The 18648-nt window shown below is 71.2% G+C and carries 18 protein-coding genes; 16 read left to right on the forward strand and 2 right to left on the reverse strand.

Annotated features, from left to right (window positions below; all coding sequences use genetic code 11):
• The 6 genes from dacB to folE all read left to right on the forward strand — a co-directional run.
• Positions 1–1252 (forward strand): D-alanyl-D-alanine carboxypeptidase/D-alanyl-D-alanine endopeptidase (gene dacB, locus B7P34_RS29520; protein WP_106681254.1); only part of this gene is annotated, 1252 nt, incomplete at its 5' end.
• Between the two features lie 256 nt (positions 1253–1508).
• Positions 1509–2678, forward strand: a complete 1170-nt coding sequence (locus tag B7P34_RS29525) for a zinc-dependent metalloprotease (RefSeq protein ID WP_106681255.1) — start codon at positions 1509–1511, stop codon at positions 2676–2678.
• A 189-nt stretch (positions 2679–2867) separates the two neighbouring features.
• Positions 2868–3890, forward strand: coding sequence for a tRNA lysidine(34) synthetase TilS (gene tilS / locus B7P34_RS29530; RefSeq protein WP_106681256.1), 1023 nt, complete (start codon positions 2868–2870; stop codon positions 3888–3890).
• An 84-nt stretch (positions 3891–3974) separates the two neighbouring features.
• On the forward strand, positions 3975–4529 hold the full coding sequence (hpt, locus tag B7P34_RS29535) for a hypoxanthine phosphoribosyltransferase (RefSeq protein ID WP_223268359.1): 555 nt from the start codon (positions 3975–3977) through the stop codon (positions 4527–4529).
• A gap of 268 nt (positions 4530–4797) precedes the next feature.
• Positions 4798–6792, forward strand: coding sequence for an ATP-dependent zinc metalloprotease FtsH (ftsH, locus tag B7P34_RS29540; protein ID WP_106681257.1), 1995 nt, complete (start codon positions 4798–4800; stop codon positions 6790–6792).
• A 148-nt stretch (positions 6793–6940) separates the two neighbouring features.
• The gene (gene folE / locus B7P34_RS29545) at positions 6941–7546 is read left to right on the forward strand and encodes a GTP cyclohydrolase I FolE (RefSeq protein WP_106681258.1); all 606 of its coding nucleotides are present in this window, start codon (positions 6941–6943) and stop codon (positions 7544–7546) included.
• A gap of 164 nt (positions 7547–7710) precedes the next feature.
• Here the strand turns inward: folE and B7P34_RS29550 are convergent, their stop codons facing one another.
• Positions 7711–8781 (reverse strand): alpha/beta hydrolase, encoded by a 1071-nt coding sequence (locus tag B7P34_RS29550; protein ID WP_223268360.1) that lies wholly within the window; start codon positions 8779–8781, stop codon positions 7711–7713.
• Positions 8782–8990: 209 nt separating this feature from the next.
• Between B7P34_RS29550 and B7P34_RS29555 the strand changes: the two genes are divergently transcribed.
• The 6 genes from B7P34_RS29555 (at position 8991) to B7P34_RS29580 (ending at position 14232) form a co-directional block, all read left to right on the forward strand.
• The gene (locus tag B7P34_RS29555; RefSeq protein WP_106681260.1) at positions 8991–10844 is read left to right on the forward strand and encodes a phosphatidylglycerol lysyltransferase domain-containing protein; all 1854 of its coding nucleotides are present in this window, start codon (positions 8991–8993) and stop codon (positions 10842–10844) included.
• 111 nt (positions 10845–10955) lie between these two features.
• The gene (folP, locus tag B7P34_RS29560) at positions 10956–11900 is read left to right on the forward strand and encodes a dihydropteroate synthase (protein ID WP_106681261.1); all 945 of its coding nucleotides are present in this window, start codon (positions 10956–10958) and stop codon (positions 11898–11900) included.
• Positions 11897–12394: a nuclear transport factor 2 family protein gene (locus B7P34_RS29565; RefSeq protein WP_106681262.1), complete on the forward strand. Its 498-nt coding sequence runs from the start codon at positions 11897–11899 to the stop codon at positions 12392–12394. Before folP ends, B7P34_RS29565 begins: the two co-directional genes overlap by 4 nt.
• A gap of 307 nt (positions 12395–12701) precedes the next feature.
• Positions 12702–13067, forward strand: a complete 366-nt coding sequence (gene folB / locus B7P34_RS29570; RefSeq protein ID WP_223268363.1) for a dihydroneopterin aldolase — start codon at positions 12702–12704, stop codon at positions 13065–13067.
• On the forward strand, positions 13064–13657 hold the full coding sequence (gene folK, locus B7P34_RS29575) for a 2-amino-4-hydroxy-6-hydroxymethyldihydropteridine diphosphokinase (protein WP_106681264.1): 594 nt from the start codon (positions 13064–13066) through the stop codon (positions 13655–13657). Before folB ends, folK begins: the two co-directional genes overlap by 4 nt.
• Before the next feature lie 80 nt (positions 13658–13737).
• Complete coding sequence (locus tag B7P34_RS29580) at positions 13738–14232, forward strand: DUF3180 domain-containing protein (RefSeq protein WP_106681269.1); 495 nt, start codon at positions 13738–13740, stop codon at positions 14230–14232.
• A 66-nt stretch (positions 14233–14298) separates the two neighbouring features.
• Here B7P34_RS29580 and B7P34_RS29585 read toward each other — a convergent pair whose 3' ends face one another.
• On the reverse strand, positions 14299–15465 hold the full coding sequence (locus B7P34_RS29585) for an ABC transporter ATP-binding protein (RefSeq protein ID WP_106681265.1): 1167 nt from the start codon (positions 15463–15465) through the stop codon (positions 14299–14301).
• A gap of 137 nt (positions 15466–15602) precedes the next feature.
• Between B7P34_RS29585 and B7P34_RS29590 the strand changes: the two genes are divergently transcribed.
• From B7P34_RS29590 to B7P34_RS29605, 4 genes are all read left to right on the forward strand, one after another.
• Entirely contained in the window at positions 15603–16283 is a 681-nt protein-coding gene (locus B7P34_RS29590; RefSeq protein WP_106681266.1) for an ABC transporter permease, read from the forward strand.
• Complete coding sequence (locus B7P34_RS29595) at positions 16283–16966, forward strand: ABC transporter permease (protein WP_106681267.1); 684 nt, start codon at positions 16283–16285, stop codon at positions 16964–16966. The genes B7P34_RS29590 and B7P34_RS29595 overlap by 1 nt, the downstream gene beginning before the upstream one ends.
• Before the next feature lie 65 nt (positions 16967–17031).
• Positions 17032–18015: an ABC transporter substrate-binding protein gene (locus tag B7P34_RS29600; RefSeq protein WP_106681268.1), complete on the forward strand. Its 984-nt coding sequence runs from the start codon at positions 17032–17034 to the stop codon at positions 18013–18015.
• 183 nt (positions 18016–18198) lie between these two features.
• Positions 18199–18648, forward strand: a 450-nt coding sequence (locus tag B7P34_RS29605; RefSeq protein ID WP_223268361.1) for a hypothetical protein, incomplete at its 3' end; no start/stop codon positions are given.

Consider the following 18648-nt stretch of genomic DNA (forward strand, 5'->3'; position numbering starts at 1 on the left):
CGGCGGCGCCCCCGTACGCCCGGCCGCGCCCCCCGTGCTCGCGGGCCTCGGCGGGCGGGCCACGGCCCCGCTGCCGGCCCGGGAGGGCCTCGCGGGGGCGCTGGAGGGCCTGCTGAAGGACGGGGCGCTGGGCGCGCAGACGTCGGCGGCCGTCGTGGACGTCGCGACCGGGCAGCAGCTGTACGGGGCGGACCAGGACACGCCGTACACCCCGGCCTCCACGATCAAGACGGCCACGGCCGCGGCGGCGCTCGCCGCGCTGGGCCCGGATCACCGGATCGAGACCACCGCCGTCGCCGACGGTGACACCGTCGTGCTGGTCGGCGGGGGAGACCCGACGCTGACGGCCCGCCCCGCGAAGGAGGGCGCGCCGGCCGCCGCGAGCCTGAAGGAGCTGGCCGACGCGACGGCCCGCGGCCTCAAGGAGCGCGGCAAGGGCCGTGTGAAGGTCGCCTACGACGCCTCCCGCTATTCCGGGCCCGCCCTTCACCCCATCGGGCCCAACGAGAACATCGCGCCGGTCAGCGCCCTGATGGTGGACGAGGGCCGGCTGGACGACTCCGACCACGGCCCCGCCGACCGCACCACGGACCCGGCCGGGGACGCGGCGCGGAAGTTCGCCGGGATGCTGCGCGACGCGGGCGTGGACGTCGACGGGGACCCGGCCGCGGGGCGGGCGGGCGACAAGGCGGAACGTCTCGCCTCGGTGTCCTCGCCGCCGCTGTCCGCGCTCGTCGAGCGCACGCTCACCAACAGCGACAACGACATCGCGGAGGCGCTGGCCCGGCAGACCGCGCTCGCGTCCGGGCAGCCGGCCGACTTCGAGGGCGCGGCCAGGGCGGTGACCGCGCGCCTGGAGAAGCTCGGCCTGCCGCTGTCCGGGGCGCGGATCGCCGACGGCAGCGGGCTCGACCGGGCGGACCACGTCTCGGCGGCGTTCCTGGCCGGGCTCCTCGCCCGGGCGGCGGATCCGGCCCGGCCGGAGCTGCGGCCCGTCCTGACGGGGCTGCCCGTCGCGGGCTTCAGCGGGACGCTCAGCGGGCGGTACGGGGCGGACGCGGCGGGCCGCGGCCTCGTCCGGGCCAAGACCGGCACGCTCACGGGGGTGAACACGCTCTCCGGCACGGTCGTGGACGCGGACGGGCGGTTGCTGTCGTTCGCCTTCATGACGACGGGGGCGGCGTCCGGGGAGGCCGCCCAGGGGGCGCTCGATCGCCTTGCGACTACGGTCGCAGGGTGCGGCTGCCGCTGAGCGCTTCGCTGCGGGCGGTGGCCGGTCGGCTGCGGGCCGCCTGTGGCTGGTCGCGCAGTTCCCCGCGCCCCTTACGGGGCACGAGGCCGTACGTCGGACAGCCCGCACAGCTCTCCCGCCGCGACGGCGCGCAACCCCCGCCGGGGAAGCCGGCGGTGCCGAGCGCACCCCGGCTCGTACGGCACCGCCGGCCCCCGCCGCCTCCGCCGGAGACACTTCGCTACCCCGAGCGGAGCGGCCCACGTACGGTGAAGCCATGACGAGCATCGGTGGTGCGGAGATGGTCGACTGGAAGCTCGCGGTGGCGACCGCGACCCGGTTCGTACGGCCCGGGCCGGAGGTGAGCCGGGAGGAGGCGCGGGCGGTCGTCGCGGAGTTGCGGCGGCACGCGGCGACGTCCGAGGAGCACGTCAGGGAGTTCACCCGGATGTGGCCCGGCGGCTCGGGGAAGGGCGAGGCCGGGAAGGGCGAGGGCGGCGCGGGGAGCGACACTCCCGTCCTCGTCGTGGACAGGGCGGGGTGGATCAAGGCGAACGTGGCCGGGTTCCGGGCGATCCTCGGCCCGCTGCTGGAGAAGATGCAGGACCGACGGGCGAACGTCCCCGGCGGGGCGGTGTTCGGCGCGGTCGGCGGCAAGGTGACCGGCGTGGAGCTGGGGATGCTGCTGTCGTTCCTGGCCTCCCGGGTCCTCGGCCAGTACGAGACGTTCGCCCCGCCGAGCAGGGACCTGCCGGGCTCGGCGGCGGGCGGGGGCCGGCTGCTGCTGGTGGCGCCGAACATCGTCCACGTGGAGCGCGAGCTGGACGTGAACCCGCACGACTTCCGGCTGTGGGTGTGCCTGCACGAGGAGACGCACCGGACGCAGTTCACGGCCGTGCCCTGGCTGCGCGATCACGTCGAGGGCGAGATCCAGGCGTTCCTGGCGGAGACGGACGTCGACCCGGCCACCCTGCTGGAGCGGATCCGGGAGGCGGCGCAGTCGCTGGCGGGTGGCCGTCCTCCGGAGGAGGACGGCGCGGACGGGGGCGGGCGCAGCATCGTGGATCTGGTGCAGACGCCCGCGCAGCGGGAGATCCTGGGCCGGCTGACGGCGGTGATGTCGCTGCTGGAGGGCCACGCGGACTACGTGATGGACGGCGTGGGGCCGCAGGTCGTGCCGTCGGTGGCGGAGATCCGGGAGAAGTTCCAGCAGCGGCGGGCGAAGGGCGCGGGCCGGCTGGACGCGGCGCTGCGGAGGCTGCTGGGGCTGGATGCGAAGCTGCGCCAGTACCGTGATGGTGAGCGCTTCGTGCGGGCCGTGGTCGACGAGGTCGGCATGGACGGTTTCAACAGGGTGTGGACATCCCCGAACACCCTGCCCACCAAGGCGGAGATCGCCAAACCGGCGGACTGGGTCACGAGGGTGCACGGCCGTACAGAGCAGTGAACCGGAAGCTCCACCTCCGGGTAGAACGCCTCCGTAATCACCCGTCCGAGGGACCGTGAGCCAGGGGTGGGCGTGCGATGCTCGGGTAATGGCTCGCTTCTGTCACCATCGACGCACACAGCGTGACTGAGGCTTCGTAGCTCGCGCAGCTCCGAACGATCTCCATATGGAACGATTGGACACACGGACATGGGTCCACATCCCGCGGTCGCCGCGATACGCCTGGCGGTCCGCCGCGTACTTCACGACGTCCTCACCCCCACCACACCCTCATCCGTCCCCCCCGCCCCCGCAGGCCACAAGCCGCTGGTCCTCGTCGCCTGCTCCGGCGGCGCGGACTCCATGGCGCTCGCCTCCGCGCTGGCCTTCGAAGCGCCCCGGCTGGGCATCCGGGCCGGCGGAGTCACCGTCGACCACGGCCTCCAGCACGGCTCCGACCTGCGCGCCGCGGAGGTGGCGAGCCGCCTCGCGGCCTTCGACCTCGACCCCGTCGAGGCGCTGACCGTCAACGTCGGCCGGGACGGCGGGCCCGAGGCCGCCGCCCGCGACGCGCGCTACGCCGCCCTCGACGCCGCCGCCGAGCGGCACGGCGCCGCGGCCGTCCTCCTCGGCCACACCCGGGACGACCAGGCGGAGACGGTCCTCCTCGGGCTCGCCCGCGGCTCCGGCACCCGCTCCCTCGCCGGCATGGCCGTGACCTCCGGCGTCGGCGGCCGCTACCGCCGGCCCTTCCTCGGCCTCGACCGGCAGACCGCGCGCAAGGCCTGCATGGTCCAGTCCCTCCCCGTCTGGGACGACCCGCACAACGCCGACCCGGCCTACACCCGCTCCCGGGTCCGCCACGAAGCCCTCCCCGTCCTGGAGAAGGCCCTCGGCAAGGGCGTCATCGAGGCCCTCGCCCGCACGGCCCAGCTCTCCCGGGACGACGCCGACGCGCTGGACGACTGGGCCGCCGCCGTGGAGCCCTCCGTCCGGGACGACAGCGGCGCCCTGGAGACCGCCAAGCTCTACGCCCTGCCGCCCGCGGTCCGCCGCCGCGTGCTGCGCCGGGCGGTCATCTCGGCGGGTTCACCGGCCGGTTCGCTCTTCGCCCGGCACATCGAGGAAGTCGACCGCCTGATCACCGGATGGCGTGGTCAGGGAGCCATCAATCTGCCCGGGCGGGTCGCGGTCCGCAGGCAGGGTGGCAGACTGGTCCTCCGGCAGGGCTGATTCGAACGGGCACGAACGTCACGAACGGGCCTCAGCTCGCCGCGGAAAAGCCGGACGATCCGTAGACAAGCGAGAGTGGCGCGGGTGGACGACAAGGACATGGGCACCGACCTCAAGTCGGTGCTCATCACCAAGGAAGAGATCGACGCGAAGCTGGCTGAGCTGGCGGCGAAGATCGACGCGGAGTACGCGGGCAAGGACCTGCTGATCGTCGGTGTCCTCAAGGGCGCCGTGATGGTGATGGCCGACCTGGCGCGCGCCCTCTCCAACCCCGTCACGATGGACTGGATGGCCGTGTCCTCGTACGGCGCGGGCACCCAGTCCTCCGGTGTGGTCCGCATCCTCAAGGACCTCGACACCGACATCAAGGGCAAGGACGTCCTGATCGTCGAGGACATCATCGACTCCGGCCTGACCCTGTCGTGGCTGCTGTCGAACCTCGGCTCGCGCGAGCCCGCCTCGCTCAACGTCGTCACCCTCCTGCGCAAGCCGGAGGCGGCCAAGGTCGCGATCGACGTCAAGTGGGTCGGCTTCGACATCCCCAACGAGTTCGTCGTCGGCTATGGTCTCGACTTCGCCGAGAAGTACCGCAACCTGCCCTTCGTGGGCACGCTCGCGCCGCACGTCTACGGCGGCTGAGCTCCGGGCCCTCGGTGCGGGCCACCCCACCCGGCACGCGGGAACCGAATGACGGTTCCCGCCGTTGGAGCAGGGTAAGGCGGGTTGGTTGACCGTCTGCAGCGGCGTCGGGAGACAATGCTGGGGTACCGTCCGAAGGTCAGTCTTTTTCAGACTTTCAAGTCAAGCTTTCAAGGTCGAGCAGGACACCGTACGCACAGGCACCCCGTCGAGGGGCTGGCCGTGCCTCACTGTGGCAGGAGGGACGGGGCGCTTGCGCCCCGTATGGATGGACGTGAAGCGCTACTTCCGTGGGCCGGTCATGTGGATCGTGCTGGCCGTCCTCGCCGTGGTCGTGTTGATGCAGGTCGTCGGCTCCGGCGGCGGCTACAAGTCGGTGGACACCAGCCAGGTCGTCAATGCGATCAACAAGGACCTGGTGAAATCGGCCGAGCTGACGACCGGTGACGAGAACAAGATCAAGGTTGAGCTCAAGGACGGCCAGAAGGTCAAGGGCTCCAGCAAGATCCAGGCGAACTACATCGGCGAGCAGGGCGTCGACATCGCCAAGTCCCTGCAGGCCAACGCCGAGAAGAACATGATCCCGGAGGGATACAACGTCTCGACGTCCAAGCAGAACCCGTTCATCGGCGTCCTGCTGTCGTTGCTGCCGTTCGTCCTCATCGTCGTGGTCTTCCTGTTCCTGATGAATCAGATGCAGGGCGGCGGCTCCCGGGTCATGAACTTCGGGAAGTCCAAGGCCAAGCTGATCACCAAGGACACCCCCAAGACGACCTTCGCCGACGTCGCCGGCGCCGACGAGGCCGTCGAGGAGCTCCACGAGATCAAGGAGTTCCTGCAGGAGCCGGCGAAGTTCCAGGCCGTCGGCGCCAAGATCCCCAAGGGCGTGCTGCTCTACGGCCCGCCCGGCACGGGCAAGACCCTGCTCGCGCGCGCCGTCGCCGGCGAGGCGGGCGTGCCCTTCTACTCGATCTCCGGCTCCGACTTCGTCGAGATGTTCGTGGGTGTCGGCGCCTCGCGCGTCCGTGACCTCTTCGAGCAGGCCAAGGCCAACGCCCCGGCCATCGTCTTCGTCGACGAGATCGACGCGGTCGGCCGCCACCGCGGCGCCGGCCTCGGCGGCGGTCACGACGAGCGCGAGCAGACCCTGAACCAGCTCCTCGTCGAGATGGACGGCTTCGACGTGAAGGGCGGCGTCATCCTGATCGCCGCCACGAACCGGCCCGACATCCTCGACCCGGCGCTGCTGCGCCCCGGCCGCTTCGACCGGCAGATCGCCGTCGACCGCCCGGACATGCAGGGCCGTCTGGAGATCCTCAAGGTCCACCAGAAGGGCAAGCCGGTCGCCCCGGACGTCGACCTGTCGGCCGTCGCCCGCCGCACCCCCGGCTTCACCGGTGCCGATCTCTCCAACGTGCTGAACGAGGCCGCCCTGCTGACGGCCCGCAGCGACCGGAAGCTGATCGACAACCACATGCTGGACGAGGCGATCGATCGCGTCGTGGCCGGCCCGCAGAAGCGGACCCGGATCATGAGCGACAAGGAGAAGAAGATCACCGCGTACCACGAGGGCGGTCACGCCCTGGTCGCGGCGGCCTCCCCGAACTCCGACCCGGTGCACAAGATCACGATCCTGTCCCGCGGCCGCGCCCTCGGCTACACCATGGTCCTCCCCGACGAGGACAAGTACTCCACCACGCGCAATGAAATGCTCGACCAGCTGGCGTACATGCTGGGCGGCCGCGCCGCGGAGGAGCTCGTCTTCCACGACCCGACCACCGGTGCCGCCAACGACATCGAGAAGGCCACGGCCACGGCCCGCGCGATGGTCACGCAGTACGGCATGACCGAGCGCCTCGGCGCGATCAAGTTCGGCTCCGACAACTCCGAGCCGTTCCTGGGCCGCGAGATGTCGCACCAGCGCGACTACTCCGAAGAGGTCGCCGCGCTGGTCGACGAAGAGGTCAAGAAGCTCATCGAGACCGCGCACAACGAGGCGTGGGAGATCCTCGTCGAGAACCGCGACATCCTCGACAACCTGGTTCTGGCCCTCCTGGAGAAGGAGACGCTGAACAAGGAGGAGATCGCCGAGATCTTCAAGCACGTGGTCCGGCGCCCCGCCCGCCCGGCGTGGACCGGCTCCTCGCGCCGCACCCCGTCCACCCGCCCGCCGGTGCTCTCCCCCAAGGAGCTCGCCCCGAGCAACGGCGGCCAGGCGATCGAGCAGGTCGGCCTTCCGGACGACACCCGCCCGGAGAGCTGATCGCAGCCGTCACGTAGGGCTCACGGGCCCTGCACCACAGGGCCCGGAATGGATGCCGCGTCACCCAGGTTTTAGCCTGGTGGACGCGGCATCCCGTTTATCCGGGCGGTGCCGGTTGGTACATACGTACGAGAGAACGAGGCACTCCATGACCGACCCGGTGACGCTGGACGCCGAGCGGAGCGTCGGCGCATTCGACGAGAAGCGCGCCGAGAACGCGGTGCGGGAGCTGTTGCTCGCCGTGGGCGAGGACCCGGACCGGGAGGGCCTGCGGGAGACGCCGGCGCGGGTGGCGCGCGCGTACAAGGAGATATTCGCGGGTCTCTGGCAGGAGCCGGAGGACGTGCTGACCACGACGTTCGACCTCGGTCACGACGAGATGGTGCTCGTCCGCGACATCGAGGTCTACAGCACGTGCGAGCACCATCTGGTGCCGTTCCACGGCGTGGCGCACGTCGGCTACATCCCGTCGACCAGCGGGAAGATCACCGGCCTGTCGAAGCTCGCCCGCCTCGTGGACGTCTTCGCCCGCCGCCCCCAGGTCCAGGAGCGGCTCACCACGCAGATCGCGGACTCCCTGATGGAGATCCTGGAGCCGCGGGGCGTGGTCGTGGTCATCGAGTGCGAGCACATGTGCATGTCGATGCGGGGCATCCGCAAGCCGGGCGCGAAGACGCTGACCTCTGCGGTCCGGGGCCAGCTGCGGGATCCCGCGACGCGCGCGGAGGCGATGAGCCTCATCATGGCTCGCTGAGGCTGCGGTCGGTCCGGCACCGCCGGACAGCGGCGTCGTGGCTGCACGCCGTTGCGGCGGGGGTTTTGCTGCGCAAAAAAATGCCCGCCGCAGCGGCGACGAGCCACGACGGCGGGGGTCCGGCGGAATGCCCACGGGCGTCACCGGAACGTATCGGCGAACCGCTACGCGGAAAGGCGGCTGCCCATCCACTTCAGCGTCGGGTTGAGCTCACGACGCCACGTGTTGAAGTTGTGACCACCCGTGTCGAGGATGATCGACGAGACCCGGGCCGGAGCCTTGATCATGTCGATGAACTTCAGGGTGTCCTTGTAGTTGTGCTCGCCCTGCTTGCTGGTGGTCACCAGCAGCGAGACCGGCGGCATCTCCTTGTTCTTCAGCCGCCACAGCAGGTCGTTCTCGTTCTCCAGCTGCTTGCTGCCGCCGAAGAGGGAGCCGGTCGTCGGGTCCTGCGGAGCCTTGTAGTAGCCGGAGAGCGCGGCCGCGGCGCTGTACGCGTCCGGGTGGCGCATGGCGATCTTCAGCGCGCAGTAGCCGCCGGTGGAGTCGCCGATCATGCCCCAGTTCGCGGCCTTGTCGCCGACGCGGTAGTGCTGGGCGACGGCCTTGCGCAGGTCCTTGGTGAAGAAGGTCTCGGCCTGCGGGCCGTTCGGTATGTCCATGCACTCGGTGTCGCGCTGGCCGACGATGGAAGGACGCATCATCACCAGGATGGTGGGCTGCATCTTCTTGTCCTTGCTCAGCTTGTGCGCGCGGACGGGGTAGTCGAGCCCTTTGATGAGCGCCTCGGCGGTGCCCGGGTAGCCGGTCAGGACGACGGAGGCGGGAAACTTGCGGTTCGCGTACTCCGGCTGGAAGTACTCCGGCGGCAGGTAGACGTACGCCGGGCCGTTGATCTTGGATTCGACGCCGGCGACCTGGATCTTCTCGATCTTCCCGCCGACGCGCGGGACGTTGCCGCGGGGCACCTTGACGGCCTGGGTGTTCACGACCTGCACCCGCTTGCCGCCGGCGCTGTGGTCGACGACCACGCCCTCCTCCTTGACCTGACCGAAGAGGTCGGCCCAGGAGCCGTAGAAGCCGAAGGACTGGTTGGCCCAGAGACCGATCGCTGCGAACAGGGTGAGCTGCGTGGCCAGCATCATGCCCACCCTGCCGAGTATGGAGCCGATGCTCCGTTTGCCCAGGCGTGGCCAGAGCCAGATGGTCAACGCGAAGAGCACTATCGCAGCCACGATGGCAAGTATCAGGACTGCCATGCTGGTGAGACCCATGAGGTGCTTTCTGCCGAGGCGACCCGGCGCCGAGTCGCGGAATGGTTACGTCTTTCCGGGCTCGGCCCCCCGCGGAACCTCAACCCCGAAACCGTCGTCCTACAGGGCGCACATTGTCCGGGCGCTGCCGCCGCATGGCGCAGGTCCACTCGACAGGACGACGGGAAGAGATGTCTGTCAGGGTAGATGGCAAAAAGTCCGATGGGGTTCCAGAGGGAACCAAGCGACTGTCGAGGCTTGCGCGTATCGTCAGAGGGCCCAAGCCCGAGAACGTGCCTGCCGTCGTGGGAACGGTCGCTGCCCTCATCGGCCTGGTCGACATCCTTGCCGGTGTGGTTCCGCGGTTCCGCTGGAGCAAGGTCCACAGCCTCGCCGAGGTGCTGCCCGGCTCGGTGACCCAGCTCGCCGCCGCCGGTTCGATCATCGTCGGCGTCCTGCTGCTGATGCTGGCCCACGGTCTCAAGCGGGCCAAGCAGCGCGCCTGGCTCGCCGCCGTGGTGCTGCTGCCCATCGGCGCGGCCGCACAGCTCGTCTACCGCCACTCCTACATCGGCGCCATCCTGTCGCTGCTGCTCTTCATCTACCTCGTGTGGCACAAGAGCTCCTTCTACGCGCTGCCGGACCCGCGCAGCCGCTGGAAGGTCGCGGCCAACTTCGTGCTGATGGGCGCGTTCAGCTTCGGCCTCGGCTGGGTGATCGTCGGCTCGCACCCGGACCAGATGATCGGCGACCCGCCGGTGATCGAGCAGATCGAGCACGTGATCTGGGGCCTCTTCGGCTTCGAGGGCTCGATCCGCTACACCGAGCACGTCGACTACACCGTCGGCTACTCCCTGGGCGCCCTCGGTCTGCTGACCGTCGCCACCACCGCCTACCTGGCCTTCATGCCCGCGTACCCGGCCGCCGTCCTCACCGAGGAGGACGAGGACAAGCTGCGCGAGCTGCTCGCCAAGCACGGTGCCCGCGACTCGCTGGGCCACTTCGCGCTGCGCCGCGACAAGAGCGTGGTCTTCTCGCCGTCGGGCAAGGCGGCCGTCTCCTACCGCGTCGTCTCCGGCGTCATGCTCGCGAGCGGTGACCCGATCGGTGACGTCGAGGCCTGGCCCGGCGCGATCGAGAAGTTCATGGAGCTGGCCAAGCGCCACTCCTGGACGCCCGCCGTCGCCGGCTGCAGCGAGACCGGTGGCGAGGTGTGGACCCGCGAGACAGGGCTCGACGCCCTGGAGATGGGTGACGAGGCCATCGTGGAGGTGTCCGACTTCTCCCTGACCGGCCGCTCCATGCGCAACGTCCGCCAGATGGTCAAGCGCATCGAGCGCAACGGCTACAGCACCAAGGTGCGCCGCGTCGGCGACCTGACGCCGGAGGAGCTGGAGGCCGTCCAGAAGGCCGCCAACGCCTGGCGCGACACCGAGGACGAGCGCGGCTTCTCCATGGCCCTGGGCCGGATCGGCGACCCGAAGGACCTGGACGCCATCATCGCCACCGCCCACAAGGACCCGGAGGAGGGCGAGGACTGCCCGTTCGGCGACCTCCGCGCCATGCAGCACTACGTGCCGTGGGGCCCGGACGGCAGCTCGCTGGAGCTCATGCGCCGCGACCGCAGCGCGGACCCGGGCATGAACGAGCTCCTCATCGTCGCCTTCCTCCAGGCCGCGCCCGAGCTCAAGATCAAGCGCCTGTCGCTGAACTTCGCGTTCTTCCGCTCCGCCCTGGAGCGCGGCGGCAAGCTGGGCGCCGGCCCGGTCGTGCGCATCCAGCGCTCGGTGCTGGTCTTCCTCTCGCGCTGGTTCCAGATCGAGTCGCTGTACAAGTTCAACGAGAAGTTCCGGCCCCGCTGGGAGCCCCGCTTCATCGTCTTCCCGAACAGCCGCGACCTGCCCCGCATCGGCTTCGCGATGATGCAGGCGGAGGGCTTCCTGGAGCTGCCGCGCCTGCTGCGCCGCCGCCCCGCTCCGCCGAAGGACGTCCTGGAGGACGCCGATGAGCAGGTGTCGGCCGCGGAGGTCACCCGCGCGGCGTGAGCGCCCCGCGAGCGCGCCGTGGTGATCCCGCTGAAACGCGTGTGCGGCAGTGCCCCCGACCGGCTTCCGGTCGGGGGCACTCCTCTTTGCGGCACGCCCTAGGCTGGACCCATGAGTACCTTGCGCGGTCGCCTGGGGCCCGTCGGTCTGCCCGAGTGGAATCGCTGTGCGGTGATGGGCGTCGTCAACGTCACGCCGGACTCGTTCTCCGACGGCGGGCGCTGGTTCGACACCGAACTCGCGGTCAAGCGCGGGCTGGACCTGATCGCGGGTGGTGCGGACCTGGTCGACGTGGGTGGCGAGTCCACCCGCCCCGGCGCCTCGCGGGTCGACGAGGGCGAGGAGCTGCGCCGGGTCGTGCCCGTGGTCCGCGAGTTGGTGGCCGAGGGGGCCGTGGTGTCGGTGGACACCATGCGCGCCTCGGTCGCGGAGGCGGCCGTGGAGGCCGGGGCGACCCTGGTCAACGACGTGAGCGGCGGCCTCGCGGACCCGGCGATGGTGCCCGTCGTGGCCACGGCCCGGGTGCCCTTCGTGGTGATGCACTGGCGCGGCTTCAGCGCCGACATGAACAGCCGGGCCGTCTACGGCGACGTGGTCGGCGAGGTCCTCGCCGAGCTCCGGGAGCGGCTGGACGCCGTGGTCGAGGGCGGCGTCGACCCGGACCGGCTCGTCGTCGATCCCGGCCTGGGCTTCGCCAAGAACGCCGAGCACGACCTGGCCCTGGTCGCGGGCCTGGCGCGGCTGCGCCGGGAGCTGGAGCTGCCGATGCTCGTGGCCGCCTCCCGTAAGCGCTTCCTCGGCCGGGTGCTGGCCGGCCCCGGGAACGAGCCGCCGCCGGCCCGCGAGCGGGACGCCGCGACGGCCGCGGTCTCCGCGCTCGCGGCGCGCGAGGGCGCGTGGGCGGTGCGGGTGCACGAGGTGCGGGCCAGCGCGGACGCGGTGCGCGTGGTGCGGGCGGTGCAGGAGGCCGCGAAGTCCGAGGAGATCGCCGAGGCCGCGGAGCCGCCGCGGCCGGCGGGTGCGGCGGGCGCGTCGGGCGCCGAGGGGGGCATGTGAGCACTGCCCGTACGGACAGCGAGCAGGTCGAGCTGGCGAACACCGCGCTGTACGAGGCGGTGGAGCGCGGCGACACGGCGGCGATGGGCCGGCTGTGGCTGGACGACCCGGACGCCGAGGTGTCGTGCGTCCACCCGGGGTGGCCGGTGCTGCGTGGGCGGAGCGAGGTGCTCCGTTCCTATGCGCTGATCATGGCGAGCACGGACTACATCCAGTTCTTCCTGACCGACGTCGAGGTGGCCGTCGCCGGTGACACGGCGCTCGTGACCTGCACGGAGAACATCCTCAGCGGCGGCCCGGCCGAGGAGGAGGGCGAGCTGGGGCCCCTCGTCGGCCAGCTGGTCGTGGCGACGAACGCCTTCCGGCGCGTCGGCGAGGAGTGGAAGGTGTGGTCGCACCACGGTTCGCCGGTCCTCGCCGGGCGCGACGAGGAAGAGGACGAAGACGGTGCGAACGGTGCGAACGGCGGGGCGGACGGTATTCCCGGGGCGTGACGTATCTCGCGTTGCGCCGTGCCCCTGGAGGGGTCGCGAGGCGTCAGCGCAGTGGGGCTTCCTCACTCGTTCGGGCTGCTCGGCGGCCGGGTAGGGGTGGGGGACGGGGTCCGCGGGTAAGCGCGGCGGGAGTCGTGACCGGCCCGGCACGGCGGGCGTCCGAATGAGCCCGGAACGTGCTGAAGCATCTGTGAATATGTGCATAAATCCCCAGCCTCCGTGTGTGAGCGCTGTCGGTGCTCGCAGGTAGATTCGACGTGGGTACCGGCCATCGGAGGTGCCCCCCGTCCGACGACCAGCAGGAGTGATTCGTGTGGATCGTGTCGCGCTGCGCGGCCTGAAGGCCCGTGGACACCACGGCGTGTTCCCCAAGGAGCGCGAAGAGGGCCAGACCTTCATCGTGGACCTCGTCCTGAGCCTGGACACCCGGCCCGCCGCCGCCTCCGACGACCTCACGAAGACCGTGCACTACGGCATCGTCGCGGAGGAAGTGGTCGGCATCGTCCAGGGCGAGCCCGTCGACCTCATCGAGACCCTGGCCGAGCGAATCGCCCGGAACTGCCTCCAGCACGACGCCGTGCGCGAGGTGGAGGTGACCGTCCACAAGCCGGACGCCCCCATCACCGTGCCCTTTGACGATGTGACGATCACTATTACGCGGAGCCGAGTATGAGCAGCAGCGACCCGACCGTGCAGCCGGTGCCCGCCTCCGTGGTGGAGCAGGTGGACGCGGCGGACGTGACCCTGAGCAATCCCAAACGAGCCGTGATCTCCCTGGGCAGCAACCTCGGCAACCGCCTGGAGACCCTCCAGGGCGCCATCGACGCCCTTGAGGACACGCCCGGCCTCCGGGTCAAGGCCGTCTCCCCGGTCTACGAGACCGAGCCGTGGGGCGTCGAGCCCGGCACCCAGCCCTCGTACTTCAACGCCGTCGTCCTCGTGAAGACCACCCTCCCGCCGGACTCCCTGCTGGAGCGCGGCCACGCCATCGAGGAGGCGTTCGAGCGGGTGCGGGACGAGCGCTGGGGCCCGCGCACGCTCGATGTCGACATCGTCGCCTACCAGGACGTCGTCTCCGCCGACCCCGTCCTCACCCTGCCGCACCCGCGCGCCCACGAGCGCGCCTTCGTCCTCGCCCCCTGGCACGACGTCGACCCCGAGGCCGTCGTCCCGGGCCGGGGCGCGGTCGTCGAGCTGCTCGCGGCCGTCGGCACGGAGGGTGTGCAGCCCCGTGTCGACCTGGAACTCCGACTGCCCGAGTAGTCGTTGTAGTCGGTTGTAGTCGTTGGACTGCGTGAGAAGGCGATCGCGATCGGGATGACGAGATGAGGAGCGACGGCTCGGTGAGGCAACTGCGGATCGGGGTGCTGGCCGGGCTGTTCGCCGTGGCCGGCGTCCTCTCCTGGGCGGGCGCCCGGCTGTGGGACTCGGTCGGCACGCTGCCGCGGGTGCCGGTGGCCGCGCCCATCGTGCTGGCGGTCATCGCCGTCGTCCTCGCGGCCACGGCGCTCTCGCTGCGCGCCCGGCTGCGGGCGCAGCGCGAGCGGCGTCCCGGCGCGAAGGGCGTCGATCCGCTCGTGGCCGCCCGAGCGGTCGTCTTCGGCCAGGCCAGCGCGCTGGTCGCCGCGCTCGTCGCCGGCATGTACGGCGGCGTCGGCGTCTTCCTGGGCCTCGACGGCCTGGACGTCGAACCCCGCCGCGACCAGGTCATCTACGCCGGCGCGTCCGTCGTGGCAGGCATCGCCGTGATCGCCGCGGCGTTCTTCCTGGAACGCGTCTGCAAACTCCCCGAGGACGACGAAGACGGCCAGGGCGGCCCGGGCACGGTCCGCGGCTAGCGCCGCGGTCTCCCGGACCGGGGGTGAAGGGTGCCGGTTCGGCACCGCCGGACACCGCCGCTGGAGCTACGCCCCAGGGATGTTCTCCAGATCCACGTCGCCGCGCGCGGCGCCCCGCGCGTCGGCGTCGATCGAGCGGCGCAGCGCCTCATGCAGCCTGGCCGGCGTCAGGACGCCGACGAACCGGTCCGTCGCTTCGCCGTCGAGGACGGCGATCCAGCCCGCGTCGTGCTGCAGCATCGTGCTGAAGGCCTGTTTGAGGGAGGCGCCGACGGGGAGCCAGGCGTCCATGCGGCGGGCCCGGTCCCGTACCGTTCCGTCGCCGCCCGCGAGGGCCTCCGCCGAGACCCAGCCGTGCAGCCGCCCGGAGTCGCCGAGGACGACGGCCCACCGAGCGCCGTCCGCGGCGAGGGCGGCGGCGGCCGTGGCGGCGGTGTCGTCCAGCCGCACGACCGGAGGCTGTTCGAGGTCGCCTTCCTCGATGGGGGTGACGGAGAGCCGCTTGAGCCCCCGGTCGGCCCCGACGAAGTCGGCGACGTACGGCGTGGCGGGCGCGCCCAGCACCGTGGCGGGCGCGTCGAACTGCTCGATGCGGCCGTGCCCGTAGACGGCGATGCGGTCGCCGAGCCGCACCGCTTCCTCTATGTCGTGCGTGACGAACAGCACGGTCTTGCGCACCTGCGACTGCAGCCGCAGGAACTCGTTCTGGAGCCGTTCCCGCACCACGGGGTCGACCGCCCCGAACGGTTCGTCCATGAGCAGGACGGGCGGGTCGGCGGCGAGGGCCCGGGCGACGCCGACCCGCTGCCGCTGCCCGCCGGAGAGCTGGTGGGGGTAGCGGGAGCCGTGGACGGCGGGGTCGAGCCCGACGAGGTCGAGGAGTTCGGCGGCCCGGTCCCGGGCCTTCTTGCGCTGCCAGCCCAGCAGGTGGGGGACGGTCGCCGTGTTCTCCAGCACGGTCTTGTGCGGGAAGAGCCCGACCTGCTGGATGACGTAGCCGATGCGGCGCCGCAGCTCGACGGGGTCGACGCCGGCGATGTCCGCGCCGTCGAGGAGGATCCGGCCCGACGTGGGTTCGATGAGCCGGTTGACCATCTTCATCGTGGTGGTCTTGCCGCACCCCGAGGGCCCCACGAGCGTGATGAGCTCGCCCTCCGCCACTTCGAAGGACAGGTCGTCCACGGCGGTCGTGCCGTCGGCGTAGCGCTTGGTGACGTGCTCGAAGCGGATCATGGTTCCCCATTCTGGCCGTACTCGCTCCGGACATTGTTGCCTTTGTGTGGCGGCCGGCTCGAATGTCAGTGCCCCGGGTTAGGGTCGACGGCGACCGGCAAACCGTGGGTCGTACGGCCAGGGGGAGGTGGGAGCGCATGGCGGGGCAGTCCTGCCTGATCAGCAATGACTGGATCTGCGGCGAGTATCTGCGGACCAGGGGCCAGGAGTTGACGGACGCCACGCTCCAGCACGTCGGGATCACGCTCGCGTCGGTGGCCATAGGGCTGCTCGTGGCCTTTCCGCTCGCGCTGCTGGCCCGCAGGTGGCGCGCCGCGGCGGGCCCGGTCCTGGGCCTGACCACCGTGCTCTACACGGTGCCGTCGCTGGCGATGTTCTCGCTGCTGGTGCCGTTCTTCGGGCTGTCGGTGGCGGTGGTGGTCACGGGCCTCGTGCTCTATTCGCTGACGATCCTCGTGCGGAACATCCTGGCGGGGCTCGCGGCGGTGCCGGAGGAGGCGCGGGAGGCGGCGCGCGGCATGGGCTACGGCCCGGTGCGCCTGCTCTTCGGGGTGGAACTGCCGCTGGCGCTCCCCGCCCTGATGGCGGGTCTGCGGATCACCACGGTGTCCACGATCTCGCTCACCACGGTCGGCGCGATCCTGCACTACGGCGGCCTGGGCAATCTCGTCTACGACGGCATGCACAGCTATTTCAAGGCGCAGGTGCTCACCGCGTCGGTGCTGTGCGTCGCGCTGGCCGTCGCGGCGGATCTGATCCTGCTGCTCGTCCAGCGGCTGCTGACGCCGTGGACGCGCGCGGGCAAGGGGGCGGTCTGATGGGCGTCGTGGAGCGCACGTGGTCGTGGCTGGCCACCGGCGCGCACTGGTCGGGCACGGACGGCGTGTGGCACCGGCTCGGCGAGCACCTTTTCCTGACGGTGGTGTGCCTGGCGATCTCCTGCGCGATAGCGCTGCCGGTGGCCGTGCTGCTGGGCCATCTGGGCAAGGGCGGCGCCCTCGCGGTCAACATCTCCAACGCGGGCCGCGCCGTGCCCACGTTCGCGGTGCTGGTGCTGTTGCTCCTCAGCCCGCTGGGCACGCACGGCTCCTGGCCGACCGTCATCGCGCTGGTGCTGTTCGCGATACCCCCGCTGCTGACCAACGCCTACGTGGGCATGCGCGAGGTGGACCGCGATGTGGTCGAGGCGGCCCGCGGCATGGGGATGACGGGCCGTCAGCTCATCGCGCGCGTGGAGCTCCCGCTGGCGTTCCCGCTGATCGTGACGGGCGTGCGGACCGCCGCCGTGCAGGTCGTCGCCACGACCACGCTCGCCGCCCTGCCCGGCGGCGGTGGCCTGGGCCGCATCATCACGGCGGGCTTCCGGCTCACCGACACCGCGCAGGTGGTGGCCGGCGCGGTGCTGGTCGCGGCGCTCGCGCTGCTCGTCGAGGGCGTGCTGATGCTGGCGGAGCGGCTGTTCGACCCGGTGCGGCGGCGTACGGGCCCGGTGCCGGGGTAGGCGCGGCGCCGGTCAGCGAACCGACGGCGGCCGGAGAGCGGCCGCCGGAACCGAAGGAGTTCCCCATGAGCAGCACCCCGCGCCGGGCACGGACCCCCCGCGCCCTGCTGGCGACGGCCGCCGTCGCCGTCCTGACGGCCGGTCTCGCCGCGTGCGGCGGCGACAGCCTGGAGAAGTCCGGGGGAGGAGACGGCGGATCGGCGAAACCGGGGGAGAACGCCCTGGTCATCGGCTCGGCCGGGTTCACCGAGTCCAGAGTGCTCGCCGAGATATACGCGGGCCTGCTGAAGGACGCCGGATATTCCCCGACGATCAAGACCACCGAGGCCCGTGAGCTCTATGAACCGGAGTTGGAGAAGGGCCGGATCGACGTCGTCCCGGAGTATGCGGCGACGCTCGCCGAATTCCTGAACAAGAAGCAGAACGGCAAGGATGCCCCTGCCGTCGCGTCCGCCGACGCCGACGCCACGGTGAAGGCCCTGCGGAAACTCGCGGAGCCGCGCGGACTGAAGGTGCTCGACCCCGGCCGCGCGGTCGATCAGAACGCCTTCGCGGTCACCGCGGAGTTCGCGGAGAAACACCAGCTCAAGACGCTTTCCGACCTGGGAAAGTCGGGTCAGGAGGTCAAGCTGGCGGCCGGTGACGAATGCCCGCAGCGGCCCTTCTGCCAGCCCGGCCTGGAGAAGACGTACGGCATCCGCGTCACGGGCATCGCCCCGCTGGAGGTGGGCAGCGTCCAGGCCAAGCAGGCGGTCAAGGACGGCAAGGCCCAGCTGCTCCTGACCACGACCACGGACGCCACGCTCGAACAGTTCGGATTGGTCCTGCTCAAGGACGACAAGAAGCTCCAGAACTCCGACAACGTCCTGCCCGTGGTGAATGCACAGAAGGCGGGTTCGCAGAAGGTCGCGGACGCCCTCGCGAAGCTCACCAGGGTGCTGACCACGGAAGATCTCACCGAACTCAACAAGAAGGTGGATGCGCAGCGGCTCAAGCCCGCCGATGTCGCCGCGCAGTACCTCAAGGAGAAGGGGCTGCTGACGAAGTGAGAGGTGTAGGCGACAAGTAAGATCAAGGGAACAGTTTCGTGGTGGAGTCACACTCCCGAGGCGACGCACGGTAAGTTTCAGGCCATGCCACGAGGACGCCACCGCCATTCGCCATCCCTGCACAGGCTCCTTCCCCCATCGGCGGTCGCCGCGACATCCGTCGCCTGCGCCGCCGGTGCTTGGGTGGTAGGTGAAACGGTCGTCATCCGGGGTCTCGCCGCGGCGGCTGCCGCCGCCGCGGTGGTCGGCGCCGTGCTGATGCGCCGTTGGGACCGCACCGCGGGGAAGCGGGTCGCCCAGCTCACCGCCGCCCGCACTCGCGACGAGTGGAAGACCGAGGAGCGCATAGCCGAGCTCGAAACGGATCTGGAGGACACCCGGGCGGCCAAGGCCCGGCTGGAGTCCAAGCTGCGCGGCAAGCGCGCCGAGCTGGCCCGCCTCCGCACCGAGCACGCCGACCTGCTGCGCCGCTACGCCACCGCCGAGACCGGCCGGGCCAGCGCGCTGGAGAGCCGCCGCGTCGCCAAGAGCGGCGGCGCGCCGGCGCTGGAGTCCGGCGCCCCGCTCACGGTTCCCGGCCCCGCCGTCGACCCCGCCGCGTTCCGCAAGGCCGCGGAGGTGCTGCGCGGTCTC

The organism is Streptosporangium nondiastaticum, assembly GCF_003011965.1.
GTDB lineage: Bacteria > Actinomycetota > Actinomycetes > Streptomycetales > Streptomycetaceae > Streptomyces > Streptomyces nondiastaticus.